The sequence below is a fragment of the Staphylococcus sp. 11007852 genome, from assembly GCF_011394325.1.
In the GTDB taxonomy this organism is placed as follows: domain Bacteria; phylum Bacillota; class Bacilli; order Staphylococcales; family Staphylococcaceae; genus Staphylococcus; species Staphylococcus agnetis.
Window position 1 is genome coordinate 1 of record NZ_JAANBJ010000038.1, and the last position, 14368, is coordinate 14368.

The 14368-nt window shown below is 38.6% G+C and carries 11 protein-coding genes; all 11 read right to left on the reverse strand.

From position 1 onward, the window contains the following. Positions 1-175: 175 nt before the first annotated feature. Positions 176-1336 carry a nitrate/nitrite transporter gene (locus tag G8Y85_RS10860; RefSeq protein WP_165805819.1) on the reverse strand — a complete coding sequence of 387 codons (1161 nt, stop codon included), beginning with the start codon at positions 1334-1336 and terminating at the stop codon, positions 176-178. A 265-nt stretch (positions 1337-1601) separates the two neighbouring features. Then, positions 1602-2252: a nitrate respiration regulation response regulator NreC gene (nreC, locus tag G8Y85_RS10865; protein WP_103345359.1), complete on the reverse strand. Its 651-nt coding sequence runs from the start codon at positions 2250-2252 to the stop codon at positions 1602-1604. Beyond that, positions 2230-3312: a sensor histidine kinase gene (locus tag G8Y85_RS10870; protein WP_103345358.1), complete on the reverse strand. Its 1083-nt coding sequence runs from the start codon at positions 3310-3312 to the stop codon at positions 2230-2232. The genes nreC and G8Y85_RS10870 overlap by 23 nt, the downstream gene beginning before the upstream one ends. Then, positions 3312-3773 carry a nitrate respiration regulation accessory nitrate sensor NreA gene (nreA, locus tag G8Y85_RS10875; protein ID WP_103345357.1) on the reverse strand — a complete coding sequence of 154 codons (462 nt, stop codon included), beginning with the start codon at positions 3771-3773 and terminating at the stop codon, positions 3312-3314. Before nreA ends, G8Y85_RS10870 begins: the two co-directional genes overlap by 1 nt. Before the next feature lie 20 nt (positions 3774-3793). Further along, positions 3794-4471 (reverse strand): respiratory nitrate reductase subunit gamma, encoded by a 678-nt coding sequence (gene narI / locus G8Y85_RS10880; RefSeq protein WP_107370984.1) that lies wholly within the window; start codon positions 4469-4471, stop codon positions 3794-3796. Next, the gene (narJ, locus tag G8Y85_RS10885; RefSeq protein ID WP_107401432.1) at positions 4464-5039 is read right to left on the reverse strand and encodes a nitrate reductase molybdenum cofactor assembly chaperone; all 576 of its coding nucleotides are present in this window, start codon (positions 5037-5039) and stop codon (positions 4464-4466) included. Before narJ ends, narI begins: the two co-directional genes overlap by 8 nt. Continuing rightward, positions 5032-6588 carry a nitrate reductase subunit beta gene (gene narH, locus G8Y85_RS10890; protein ID WP_165805820.1) on the reverse strand — a complete coding sequence of 519 codons (1557 nt, stop codon included), beginning with the start codon at positions 6586-6588 and terminating at the stop codon, positions 5032-5034. Before narH ends, narJ begins: the two co-directional genes overlap by 8 nt. Next, entirely contained in the window at positions 6578-10249 is a 3672-nt protein-coding gene (locus G8Y85_RS10895; protein WP_165805821.1) for a nitrate reductase subunit alpha, read from the reverse strand. The genes narH and G8Y85_RS10895 overlap by 11 nt, the downstream gene beginning before the upstream one ends. A 294-nt stretch (positions 10250-10543) precedes the next feature. Then, positions 10544-12799 (reverse strand): 5'-nucleotidase C-terminal domain-containing protein, encoded by a 2256-nt coding sequence (locus G8Y85_RS10900; protein WP_425338442.1) that lies wholly within the window; start codon positions 12797-12799, stop codon positions 10544-10546. Between the two features lie 322 nt (positions 12800-13121). Beyond that, positions 13122-14060, reverse strand: a complete 939-nt coding sequence (gene cobA, locus G8Y85_RS10905) for a uroporphyrinogen-III C-methyltransferase (protein ID WP_165805823.1) — start codon at positions 14058-14060, stop codon at positions 13122-13124. After that, positions 14051-14368, reverse strand: coding sequence for a nitrite reductase small subunit NirD (gene nirD / locus G8Y85_RS10910; RefSeq protein ID WP_107371369.1), 318 nt, complete (start codon positions 14366-14368; stop codon positions 14051-14053). Before nirD ends, cobA begins: the two co-directional genes overlap by 10 nt.

Sequence of the window (14368 nt, forward strand, 5' to 3'; positions counted from 1 at the left end):
TTGGCTTGAACACCTTAATTATAACGCTAAGCAGGGATTTTTTAGTATAACTTTTGTTGCCCACCCGCATAGCAGGTGGTTTATTGTTTCGCACGTTTTACGTGCTCAACTGACTGAAGTCATTAATCAAAAACGCGCTAGAGGCATTGAATGCTACTCTAGCGCGCTACTTTATTTATGCGACGTTTTTTTCACGTTTTGATAAATTCATGATTGTGATTAATGCAATAATACCGAAGACACTTAATAATATAAAGGCTAAATGGCTTGTTCCTGTCATTCCCGTTACCGCTGAAATGACAAGTGGTGGGAAGAAACCACCAAGGCCTCCCATCATAGAAACGATGCCGTTTGCCACACCCGCTTCTGTTGTAAAGTAATGTGGCACAAGCTTGAAGATGAGTCCATTTCCAATACCTGCACATACACTGACTGTTAAACAGCCAAGTGTAAAGAAGAAGATATTTTGAGAAACACCTAACAAGAATGATCCTACAATCATAATAGTGAAGAAAATCTTTAACATTGTCACTGCGTTAAATTTATCTCCTAACATACCACCAACTGGACGTAAGAACGTTGCGAGTGCAATAAATACACCTGTTCTAATTCCTGCATCTACTTTATCAATACCAAAATGTGTCACTAAATAGTTAGGTAAAAATAAACCAAATGCTACGAATGCACCAAATGTGATGAAATACCAGAAGCTTAAATAATACAATTTGTAGTTGGCCATCAATTTGCGTGATTGCTCAACAAGTGGGACTTTCACTTTTGGTTCTTTTCCATCACCTAAGAAGAACATAATCATCGCAAATACAGCCATTACGATAAGATACAATTTAATAGTAGATTGCCAACCAATCGCACCTGCGATAGGTGGTGCTAAGAACGCAGATACTGCTGTACCTAAGTTCCCCATTCCATAAATCCCGTTTGCTAAACCGACTTTGTCTTTAGAAAAATATTTTGGAATGGATGTTACACCTACAGAGAAAATTGCGCCACCCACACCTAAGAAGAAGCCTGCAAACATTAATGCGCCAGGAGACGTCGCTTGGCTAAGTAAGAAAACAGGTATCAGTAATACAATAAAGCTCGTAAAAAATACCCATTTTGCACCAACAATGTTTGTTAAATATCCAAATGGTACACGAAGGACTGAACCTAAAATGACAGGAATCGCTAAGATGATAGATAACTGTCCACTTGAGATTTTAATATCTTGAGAAATAAATGGCATCAGTGGTGCGATAATGCTCCACGCCATGAACCCAGCTACAAGACTCAGTGTTTGTAAACCGAGCTGAAGACCGCCTTTTGACTTATTCATTCTCTTTCACCCTTTTTCTTTAAATTTCACAGTGTACCAAAACGTATAGACCTTTTTCCATTGTCTCTCATTTTAATACGTGTTAACTAATTCATACATAGTGTAACTTGCTTGTGAAATTAATAACATAAGGACTTCCCCTATACACATATGGGTGCTTCCCCTAAAAAAGTTAGCATTTTCACATATGATTTAACGTCGAATTGATAAAAATCAGAAAGTAAAAAAACGCTAGAAATCTTAACTAAGACTTCCAACGTTTAATTTAAAAATCTAATAATTTTTTCTTTAACGCATATTCCACGAGTTCTGGCTTAGACTTTAAGTTTAATTTATCCATAATGCGTGTTTTATGTGCTTCAACAGTCTTTACGGAAACAAACAGTTTTTCAGCAATATCTTTATTCCCATATCCTTTTGCAATGAGCGGTAATATTTCAAGTTCTCGCTTTGATAAGACTTTAAATGGATCATTTGAATAAGAGGTATCATCCGAAGAATGGACAAATTCTTTAACAAGAGATGTTGTCATCTTTGGATCGATAAATGTTTCTCCCTTATAAACAGTACGTATCGCAAGTAATAGTTGCTCGTCTGGTGCATTTTTTAAAATATAGCCACTTGCACCACTACGTAAAACATGAAATAAATATTCCTCATCATCATACATCGTTAAAATCAATATCTTCGTTTTAGGAAAACTATCTAAGATTTTACTCGTCGCAATTAAACCCGATTCACCAGGTGGCATACTTAAATCCATAATTAAAACATCAGGTTCGTATTTCATGACCATTTGATAAGCTTCTACACCATCTGCAGCTGTTCCTACAACTTCCATATCTTCTTGGAAGTTTAAAATCATAGAAAAGCCTGTTCGTACCACTGCGTGATCATCTGCGATTACGATTTTCAAACTCAACGCCCCCAATTTGCTCAATTGGCACCTCTAAAGTGACGAGAGTACCTTTCCCTTTTTCTGTTTTAATATCTAATTTACCATTAACAAGTTCAGCGCGCTCATTCATTCCATATAAACCTAGGCCAGAGCCTTTCGGATGGTCTTTCGGATCAAAACCAGTCCCTTGATCTGAAACTTCTGCAAACAAACGATTTTTATCAATTCGAACATTCACATCTACGACATCTACATTTGCATATTTCATTGCATTAAATACAGCTTCTTGGACGACACGGTATACAACCGTTTCAATCTCACTATCAAAGCGTTGCGGCGGCATATCGAAGTGGTAATTCACCATCAAGCCGTAATTGTTTTCAAGTTGCTTAAAGTATGTTTTAAATGCTGCATCTAAACCAAGGTCATCTAATGATGACGGTCTTAATTCTGAGGATAAATTACGTATATCATCAATAAGCTTAGACATTAAACCTTCTATATTATGAGATTGTTTAATCATACTTTCCATATTTTGTTGATATTTAAGCAGACGCATCTCTACATTCACATTGATTAGCTCTTGAACAACACCATCATGAAGTTCTCTCGATATGCGTTTACGTTCATTTTCTTGTGCAGCAATGGTTTTTTGAATCATGTGCCGTTGATGTAATTTTTCATGGCGTTCGAGTTGTTGTGTTACATTTTGAAGTGTAAAAACTTTAATATCTTGCTCTGAATCTATAGTTTGATACATTGCAGTAAAAGGTTCCACTTTATTTTCACGTGTTTTCATGAACACTTGAAAGGTTGAATTCCCCATTTCTTGTGTTTCAAGAAAGCAATTGTAGCACGTTTTTAACGCATGTTCTGTCGTATACCCTTCACAACGTCCGCATATCGTATTAGATGTTATCGTCTGTATATGATTATCATCTGAAAGCACACGCTTAGCAGCGTTGTTCATAAAAATAACATCCCCATCACGGTCAATAAAGAGAATCATTTCAGTTGTATTTTCAAAATGTGATAACAATAACTCATTTAAAACATGCGGTTTCGTTTTAGATTTCATTATAATATCACCCTGTCTTCACTTGTTAATGAACCAATTCCTTTAATATTAATGACGTCGCGTGTCTTGTTAGGTAAGGGTTTTCCGTTTCTCTGACCAAATAACAAGACCCCTTTGACACGATGATTGTGCCAAAGCGGTATTGCTACGAGTGCAGTCAATTGCTCACTCAAGAGTATCGGAAAATTAAATAATGATTGTTGTATTTCTTCTTGGTTTGTATCAGCAATAGTCATTGACTTTCCTGTTTTCATGACAGTACCAGCAATGCCACGTCCATTACGGAGAACGATGCGTTGATATCTATTATTCAGATTACCTGACACGTAACGCCATTTGATTTTCATGCCCGCGTGATCTTCTGTAGGTAATGCAAGTCCTGCAAAATCAAAGCCAAAGCGAAGTCGCAACACTTCAAGCTCCGATTGATAATCATGCTTGGAAAAATCAATTGGGTCCACGGTCATCACCCCATCTTTATTTATACTTTATGTTTACGGTAAATAATATAACTACGGCTCGCATATGATAATGGGACACTCCATACATGAACAAGTCTTGTAAACGGCCACAAAGCCATAATTGAAAAACCTAACAATACATGTAATTTAAACGCAAATGGCACAGCTGTCATTAAGTTTGCATCAGGGCTAAACATAAACAACCCTCTGAACCATATAGAAATTGTTTGACGATAATCAAAATCTGGCGTTGTAGCATTTACAACGAGTGTTGCATAAAGACCAGCAAACACAATGACTAATAATAAAAAGTTGACAAGTATATCTGATGCAGAGCTCAATCGACGTACATTTGCTTTTGTTACACGTCTTGCTGTTAATAAAAACATACCGATTAATGTTATTATACCAAATATACTACCAATATACACAGCTCCAATATGGTACAGGTGGTTATTTACACCTATCGCTTCTAACCAGTGCGCCGGAATTAATAGTCCAACGACATGTCCAAAGAACACAGGAATAATACCTAAATGAAATAATAAACTTCCCCATTTAAGTTGCTTTTTTTCAATAAATTCACTTGATTTTGCAGTCCATGAAAATTGATCAAATTTATAACGTGCAATATGACCAATTATGAAGATTGCAAGACAGAGATATGGGAAGATTACCCACAAAAATTGATTAAACATGTTGTGTCACCTCATTGTCTTGTACGATGCAACGTTTTAACGTTTCTCGTAAACCTCGTATTAAATGACTATATGGATTACCCTTTTCCTCTAAATATTTCATCATTGGATACGTGCCATCTTCAATAATCATAATAAGCAATTGCATATTTTCTTGTGCGCGATCATCGCCATCAATCGGTGCTGCATATAAAAATTCAAGCATTAATGGTAAATAATCAGAGAGCTCTGATGCTGGCATTTCTAGGCCAAACATTTCATATAAAACTTTAAGCTTTGCTAGCATTTGTCCGCGCTCTTTTTGCGTATCAAATTTATTGAAGGTCATATATAACGTTGTTTTCTTATTAAAGTCAAACGTATCCGTGTACAAAGATTTAATTTCAGACAAACTTAATTCATACATACGTTCACGATACGCTTTCACGTGAGGATACGCAGGGTGATCCTCACTGAAAATCGCATCAAATGTTTTAGGATGAAAGGTCAATTTTTCCGGAAAACTTAATTGTTGGCTCAGATAAGCAAATGTCTCTTTGTAATACTTGAGCATTTCAAGATTAATCACGGAAGATCCCTCCATAGAAGTTGTCGTTGTATATTTCTTGACCCGTTTTACCACCTGCACCTACAGGTACGCCACAACCGTCACAGTTTGCACCGAAGTGTTCACCACCATAGCCTTGGCTACCTTGTGCAGCATACGTGTCCATATATTGTTCTTTATGCGATGTTGGAATCACGAAGCGATCTTCATGTTTTGCAATGGCTAACAAACGATACATATCTTTTGCTTGACGTTCTGTTAATCCGACACGTTCTAATCGTGACATATCAAAGTCACGACCTGTATTTTGTGCACGCATGTAGCTACGCATCATAGCCATACGTTGCAACGAACCTTTCACTGCAGTCGTATCGCCAGCAGTAAATAATTCTGCAAGATATTGAACAGGTAGACGCATTTCTTCAATTGCAGGAAAAATCGCATCTGGGTTATTGCCCGCATTTTTACCTTCGAAGTAATTCATAATTGGACTCAGCGGTGGACAATACCAAACCATCGGCATTGTACGGTACTCTGGATGTAATGGGAATGCCAATTTATATTCGATTGCAAGTTTATAAATCGGTGAGTTTTGTGCTGCTTCAATCCACTCTTGTGAAATACCATCTTTTTCAGCTTGCTCGATTACTGCTTCATCAAATGGATTTAAGAATAAGTCGAGTTGTTTTTCATATAAGTCTTGTTCGTTTTCAGCTGTCGCCGCTTCTTGAACACGGTCTGCATCATAAAGTAAGACGCCTAAATAACGCATACGACCTGTACATGTTTCCGAACATACTGTTGGAATTCCAGCTTCAACACGAGGGAAACAGAATGTACATTTTTCAGCTTTATTCGTTTTCCAGTTGAAGTATACTTTTTTGTACGGACAACCTGTCATGCAGTAACGCCAGCCGCGACAAGCTTCTTGGTCTACAAGAACAATGCCGTCTTCGTCACGTTTATACATCGCGCCAGATGGACAAGAGGCCACACAGCTCGGATTTAAGCAATGTTCGCATAAACGTGGTAAATACATCATAAATGTTTGGTCAAAGTTGAATTTAATCTCTTCTTCGATTTTTTGAATATTCGGATCCTGTGGTCCCGTAACGTGACCACCCGCTAAGTCATCTTCCCAGTTAGGGCCCCATTCAATATCCATACGTTGACCTGTCATTGCTGAATGTGCTTTTGCGACTGGTGAATGTTCAGAGGCTTTTGCTGTTGTTAAATGTTCATAGTTGTATGTCCATGGTTCATAATAATCTTTAATGACTGGCATATCAGGGTTGTAGAAAATTTTACCGAGTGCGATTTTATTAATACGCGTTCCAGATTTTAATTCCAACTTTCCTTTTTTATTTAATCTCCAGCCACCTTTATAGTGCTCTTGGTCTTCCCAACGTTTTGGATAACCGATACCTGGTTTCGTCTCTACGTTGTTAAACCACATATATTCTGCACCAGGTCGATTGGTCCATGTGCTTTTACATGTCACACTACACGTATGACAACCGATACATTTGTCTAGGTTTAACACCATTGCAACTTGTGCTTTAATCTTCAAGCCAATCCACCTCTTTCATCTTTCTCACCGCAACGTATACATCACGTTGGTTCCCTATTGGTCCATAATAGTTAAATGAATAACTGATTTGCGCATAACCACCCATTAATTGTGTAGGTTTTAAGTGAATGCGTGTTGGCGCATTGTGTGAGCCCCCACGTGTACCAGAAATTTCAGATCCTGGTGTTTCAATGTGTTTATCTTGCGCATGATACATAAACATTGTGCCTCGTGGCATACGATGTGAAACAACCGCTCTTGCTGTGACGACACCGTTACGGTTATACACTTCTAACCAATCATTATCCTCAATATCATGTTGCGCTGCATCCTCATTTGAAATCCAAACTGTTGGACCACCACGGAATAACGTCAACATGTGTTGGTTATCTTGGTATGTTGAGTGGATATTCCATTTACCATGTGGCGTTAAATAGCGCAGTACGAGTGAATCTTGTCCGCCTTTCACTTGTTTATCTTTTGAACCAAATACCATTGGTGGCAATGTTGGTTTATAAACTGGTAATTGCTCACCGAATTGTTGGAACACTTCATGGTCAATATAATAACTTTGACGTCCAGTTAACGTTCTAAATGGAACTAAGCGCTCAATATTTGTTGTAAATGGCGAATATCTACGCCCTTGTTTATTAGATCCAGGGAATACCGCTGTTGGTATCACTTCTCTTGGTTGCGACGTAATATTTAAGAATGTGATTTTTTCAGATGCACGTTCACCTGAAATATCTTTTAACTGCATCCCTGTTTGTGCTTCAAGATCTTCATATGATTTTTGAGATACACGCCCATTTGAAGCGGATGATACATTAAGAATGACATCTGCAACTTTACGTGCCGTATCAATTCTTGGTTTATTGTTTTTAACTGTATCATCTTCCCATGTGCCGACCATACTTCGTAATTCATCGTATTCTTCTTTAACTGAGAAGCTTACGCCGTGCGCACCCACTTTACCATTTTCTAATAAAGGTCCTACTGAAATGTACTTATCATGCACGTCTGTGTACGTACGGTCTACAACCGCAAATCCTGGCATTGTTTTACCTGGAATAGGTTCAATTTCACCTTTTGTCCAGTCGTGAACTTTACCATATGCAAGTGAAATTTCTTGTTTAGAGTCGTGCGCAAGTGGTGCTGTAACAACATCCTTATACGTACCAGTTAAGTGTACGCGTGCCATATCTGAGAATGTTTTACTAATCGTTTTGAAGATATCCCAATCTGAACGAGATTCCCATAATGGATCGATTGCTGGATTGAACGGATGGATAAATGGATGCATATCTGTTGACGATAGGTCATGTTTTTCATACCATGTCGCTGCCGGCAACACGATGTCAGAGTATAGTGGTGTTGCAGTCATACGGAAATCTAATGACACAAGTAAGTCTAATTTACCGACCGTATCTTCTCGCCAAGTAATCTCTTCAGGTTTCTCAGTTTCATTTGGTTCTGCCATTAAGGCAGATTTCGCACCTAGCAAATGTTTCATGAAATATTCTTGTCCTTTAGCAGAACTTGAAATTAAGTTTGAACGCCATACGAACAATGACTTTGGATGGTTTTTACGTAAATCTGGATCTTCAATCGCAAATTTTGTTTTACGTGATTTCACATCTTCTAACGCACGTTTTAATACTGCTTCATTCGTAAAATCACCTGCATCTTTAGCTTCTTCTCCCCACAATAAACTGTTGCGATCAAATTGCGGGTATGATGGTAACCAACCATTACGTGCAGCTAATACGTTATAATCTGCAGGGTGTTGCAACTTCACATTGTCAGCAAGCGGTGATGCCAAACGGTCTACGCCAGATTCTTCATATTTCCATTGATCCGTTGCAAAGTAGAACCAACTTGTCCCATTTTGTAAACGTGGTGGACCTTGCCAGTCTTTCGCAAAGGCAATCGTACTCCATCCTTCAATCGGACGACATTTTTCTTGGCCTACATAGTGTGCCCATCCGCCTCCGTTAACGCCTTGACATCCACAAAGTACAACGAGGTTCAATATTGAACGGTAAATCATATCAGAGTTAAACCAGTGGTTAATACCTGCACCCATGATAATCATTGAGCGACCGCCTGTATCAATCGCATTTTGTGCAAATTCACGTGCGACTTGAGTCACTAAATTTGCTTTAACGCTTGTCACTTTTTCTTGCCAAGCAGGTGTATAGAATGATTCTGCGTCATTAAAGTCTTTCGATTCTAATGGGTGATTAAATCGTTTAACGCCATATTGACTTGTCATCAAGTCATAAATCGTTGCTGCAAGCACTTCTTCACCGTTTGCTAAAGTGACTTTACGCACTGCTATTGGACGTTCAAACACACCATTACCCGCATTGTCAAAGTAAGGGAATTGAATCGTTACAATTTCATGTTCGCCACTTACGACAGACATACTCGGATCAATTTTTTCGCCTTGTTCATTTTCTAGTTTTAAGTTCCATTGCTTACCATCTTCCCAACGTTGACCCATAGTACCGTTAGGCACCTGAATCGTATCTGTTAAAGCATCAATAACTACCGGTTTCCACTCACTGTTAGGGGTTGTGCTTCCTAAATCACTTGAGCGTAAAAAGCGACCCGCTTTGTACCCTTTGTCATCTTGATCTAATCGAATGATAAATGGCATATCAGAATATTGTTTCGCATAATTAATAAACATTTCTGAAGGGTTATCTTCATAAAACTCTTGAAGAATGACGTGCGTCATCGCTTGTGCAATGGCTGCATCCGTACCCGGATTAGGTGCCATCCAATTATCCGCAAACTTAACGTTTTCAGCATAGTCAGGTGCTACCGAAATCACTTTTGCACCTTTGTAGCGTACTTCAGTCATAAAATGCGCATCTGGCGTACGTGTTAACGGTACGTTAGAGCCCCACATCATAATGTATGACGAGTTATACCAGTCACTTGATTCTGGAACGTCTGTTTGTTCACCCCAAATTTGTGGAGATGCTGGTGGTAAATCTGCGTACCAATCATAGAAACTTAACATTTCTCCACCAAGTAATGAAATGAAGCGAGCACCCGCTGCATAACTAATCATTGACATAGCAGGAATTGGTGTAAAGCCAGCGATACGGTCTGGACCATCTTTTTTAATTGTGTAAATTAATTGTGCTGCAATCAGCTGCGACACGTCTTTCCAATTTGCGCGAATATGTCCACCTTTTCCACGTGCAGATTTGTAAATTGTCGCTTTTTCCTCGTCCTCTACAATGGAAGCCCATGCCTTGATTGGATCTTGGTGTTCTTCTAATGCACTTGTCCATAAATCCCATAATTTTCCACGGACATATGGGTATTTAATACGTAATGGACTGTATTCATACCATGAAAATGATGCACCTCGTGGGCAACCACGCGGCTCAAATTCAGGCATATCAGGTCCGCAACTTGGATAGTCTATTTGTTGATTCTCCCATGTAATGACACCATTTTTAACAAATACTTTCCACGAACATGAGCCCGTACAGTTCACACCATGTGTTGTACGCACCACTTTATCGTGGCTCCAACGTTCTCTATACATCTTTTCCCATTCACGGCTTTTATGTTCTAAAACCGACCAGTTCCCATTGAACTTTTCAGTAGGTTTAAAGAAATTCAATCCAAATTTAACCATGTTCATCCTCCTTAAATACATAGGCTTTCCAACTTAATTTAATTGTATAATTCAACCTTTACACACAACATTAGGGAAATACCTAATTCGATAGTAAAATCCCCTAATGTTAAAAAATTCACATAGTTGATGAACAATAACTTTTGTTTTTACAAATCAATGCCAATTTAAACCTCATAAAATGTGATGAATTAAAAATCAACACAAAAAACGCTCAAAATCCAATGTGGAATTTTGAGCGCTTAATCTTTACACTTCAAAAGATGCAATTATTTAATTTATCTTTCAATCTTCTCAAGCAGTGTAGCGTCTTATTAAAACCATACCACCCATAACAAGCAAACCACCAAGCCATATTGGCGTTTGTTGAGAATGTCCTGTATCAGGTAACTGTTGTGACTGGTTTGTCGATAATAAATCTTGACCAGTGCGTAATAATACGCGTTTGCCTTTCGCATTGACATAACCATTCTGACTATTCATTTGAATTGAAGGTGCATAGCCTATGGCTTTAGTACCGTTGTTCATATGATGCGTTTGATTTGAAACTATCACGTTGTTATTGATTTTTCGAATTTTTGATTGTTGATTCGTATCATTTGGTAACGGTGCTTGATTCGGTGCTTTCGGTTGTTTAGGGAAAGGTATCACTTTATCTTCTTGAGTTTCTAAAGCTTCAGGATCGCCGTTAATAATGCGTGTTGGCGCCGTTGTATCATATTGTGATAAATCGGCTTGTTTTAAGTAATCCGCAAACACTTTATCTAAAGATAATCCTTCTTCTCTAGGTCCATTTAACATTGTATAGCCATCTCCACCAGATGCTGTAAAATCATTCGTCGCAATGCGATATGTGCGATTTAAATCTAACGCCTCAAACTTACCTGTTTGCTTATTTAAAACATGAATCGCTTTGATACGTTTGCCGGCTGGTTGTGCCATATCATAATATACACGTATAGATTTAGAAATTTGTAACAAGCCGCCATTCGCAGACAATTGCGTCGTACCGTTTACATTTTCTGTAGGTGCACTTAAACTATGTTCAAATGCAGCGCGTACATCTGATCCTTTCACTTTAATTTGAGAAATGGTGTTACCAAATGGCAGTACTGTAATAATATGGTTGAGTGTGACTTCACCTTTGTTAATAGAAGCACGTATGCCTCCACTGTTCGTTACCGCAAAATCAGCTGGTTGACTAAAGTGATCCTTGCTATATGCTTCCATTGCATCCGCAATCGCGTTCCCTAAATTTGTCTCATGACGTCTAACCTTGTCACGTTCGCCTTCAAAAACAATTGTATTATTCGGTATAACGACTGCTGACGTTTCTTTTAAGAATGCATCATTCGCTCTATCAACTTGCGCTTTCACTGTTGGATCTGGTTGTACTTGTGCAACATCTTTCACACTGATTAAAGATGCTTTCAAATCACTTACTGTATTATTGGCAAAATTAAAATCAATTTTACCAATATTCGCAAGCGCTGTTCCTGTTTGCGCAAGTAAATCACGCCCATACATTTGGCCATGCTGCATCACCGTATGTGAATGGCCATCAATGACAATGGTAGGCACTGTATACTGTGTGCGTCGATTAATTTGTTGCGTAAGGTAATCCGAGCGCCACGTCTCTTGAGTCGTTGAATCGACACCCAGATGAGATAAAATGACAAATGTATCGACTTTACCATTTAAGGCATCCATTTCACGTAAAACGCTCTTAAGTGGGTCATCAAATGTGACACCTTTGATACCTGTCGGACTTGTTTTCGTTTTGGTTTCAGGTGTTGTAACACCGATAATGCCGTAACGGACGCCATTTTTTTCAATTATGGTAGATGGTTTAAATGCTAGTTTCCCATCTTTATAGACGTTCGAACTTAAAATCGGAAAGTTTAACATACTTTCTAACTTTTTCAATTGATCGTAGCCAAAATCAAATTCATGGTTACCAGCTACCATCGCATCATATCCAACGGCATTCATCGCTTTCGCCATTTCTTCACCTTTAGATTGATTTGATAATGGTAAACCTTGAAATGCATCCCCCGCATCTAACATTAAATCCGGTTGATATTGATCCTTAATGGTTTTGGTTTTTGCCATCCCGATGACACGACCCTCTTCTTCAACGAGACGTCCATGAATATCATTCGTATGTAATATGGTGTGTGTCTGAGATGGTTTTGCCTGTGCCTGTTTCGGTTGTGCTGTCGCCTGAGATTGAATCCCGGTTAGTGTGCGTTTTGCTGATTGAGATTCCTTTTGATTGACAGTCTCATGAGATGCTGTATCAGCTGTTACTGTTGACACTTGTGGTTGCACGTGATGATCTGTAGATTGTGGTTGAGACGCATCAGATGTCGTTGCCGTAGATGTCTGTTTATTTGTATGATTCATCGATGGTGACTGTGTGACTGAAGATGTTGTCGACACAGGTTCAGATGATGTTTGCTGTACGTTGGTTGTTTTTTCTGACGGTGGTGATGCCGTTTCAGCATATGTCGATGTTCCAGGCACGAAGCACAGAATGCTAAGTATCATAACCATCATAAAAACAGTATAAAACCCTAATCGCTTCATATGTAACCTCCTTTAAAATGTCGTACACTACCATCCTAGCACAATATCACTTTAAAGTATGAAATAATCATGAATTTTATATGAATTTATTTTAAAGATACGTACAAATGATTATTAAAGTTACAAAACACCTTCAAAGTATATCCTCACTTGAACTTTGAAGGTGTTAGAAAATATATTTCATGGTTCTAAAATGGGAACTAGGGATTCAGTTAACGCTCACATATTACCTAAAGATGAACTGAATAATGCATGATTAATATGAACCCAATGTACTATCCGTTTAAGCTTCATTTAACACGTGTGTAAATGGCGTTTTTTCAATTAATGCAGTTAATATTTCAACTTGAGTTGGATGTAGTGTTGACGTTACTCTGTCGTCGATAATAGCCCAACCGCCATTTTCATATATATCCATGGCGTGCGCCATACAAAGGTCGCGTCTTCCTTTGATACATACGTAATTTATCTCAGACAATGCGGGCACTTCCTCTAAAATATTTCTTACAACATGTCCCATAATCGTAATCCCAGGTCCTGGGCGTTCAGGCAAGGCAGCAATTTTAGCTGTGATTGACGACACGTGTCCAGAAATAACTTGTTGATTCACACATGTTGCATTGAAAATAACGGCTACCGGTAAATCCTCTTCAACCTCATCCTGAACTTCTTGCATTAACTTCGGCAAACGTTTGACCCCCATATAAATGGCTAATGTACCACCATTTTTAAGTGTCGTAATATCAATTGGATTTTCTTCATCATCTTTAAAGTGGCCGGTTGTAAATGTAATATTGCGCGCAACACCTCTCTCAGTCAATCCTCGATGAAGTTGACTCATAGCAGCACTAGCAGCAGTAATTCCTGGCACGACTTCATAAGTAATATGATGTGCTTTTAAAATATCAACCTCATCCGCAAGACGGCCAAAGATGGCTGGGTCGCCTCCTTTTAAACGTACAACAGTCCGATGTGTTTTCGTTTTTTCAATCATCAATGCATTGATTTCATCTTGCCTCATATACGTCGTGTAAGGCGTTTTGCCGACATGAATCCATTCCGTCTCAGGCGAGGAGAGTTGCAAAATAAAGGGATTCACAAGCTGGTCATAAAGAATCACATCGGCACGTTGGATACAACGCTCTGCCTTTTTGGATAATAATAAAGGATTACCTGGTCCTGCACCCACAAGGTATACTTGTGGTGCATCAGTTATAGACATAGGTAAATGTCCCCATCAATAACTTCAACAGGATACGTCGCCACACAACCTTCATCAGGTTCTTGAACTTCACCCGACGTTAAGTCGATTTTTTGATCATGCAATGGACAGAATACATAATGCCCACTCACCGTGCCTTCAGAAAGCGGTCCTTGTTTATGCGGACATACGTTGTTTATCGCGTGAATATCGCCTTCTTCTGTCAAAAACAAACCAATTTGTAAATCCCCTACAATAACTTTTTTACCAATTAATGGTTCTAATTCAGAAATATGTGCTACTTTTACTTTTTCATGAGTGATTGCCAT

Bases quoted from the DNA above. Each gene is read 5' to 3' on its own strand.
- G8Y85_RS10860 (WP_165805819.1), bottom strand. From the start codon at position 1,336: ATGAATAAGTCAAAAGGCGGTCTTCAGCTCGGTTTACAAACACTGAGT.
- G8Y85_RS10870 (WP_103345358.1), bottom strand. From the start codon at position 3,312: ATGAAATCTAAAACGAAACCGCATGTTTTAAATGAGTTATTGTTATCA.
- narI (WP_107370984.1), bottom strand. From the start codon at position 4,471: ATGTTTAATCAATTTTTGTGGGTAATCTTCCCATATCTCTGTCTTGCA.
- G8Y85_RS10895 (WP_165805821.1), bottom strand. From the start codon at position 10,249: ATGGTTAAATTTGGATTGAATTTCTTTAAACCTACTGAAAAGTTCAAT.
- G8Y85_RS10900 (WP_425338442.1), bottom strand. From the start codon at position 12,799: ATGATACTTAGCATTCTGTGCTTCGTGCCTGGAACATCGACATATGCT.
- cobA (WP_165805823.1), bottom strand. From the start codon at position 14,060: ATGTCTATAACTGATGCACCACAAGTATACCTTGTGGGTGCAGGACCA.
- nirD (WP_107371369.1), bottom strand. From the start codon at position 14,368: ATGGCAATCACTCATGAAAAAGTAAAAGTAGCACATATTTCTGAATTA.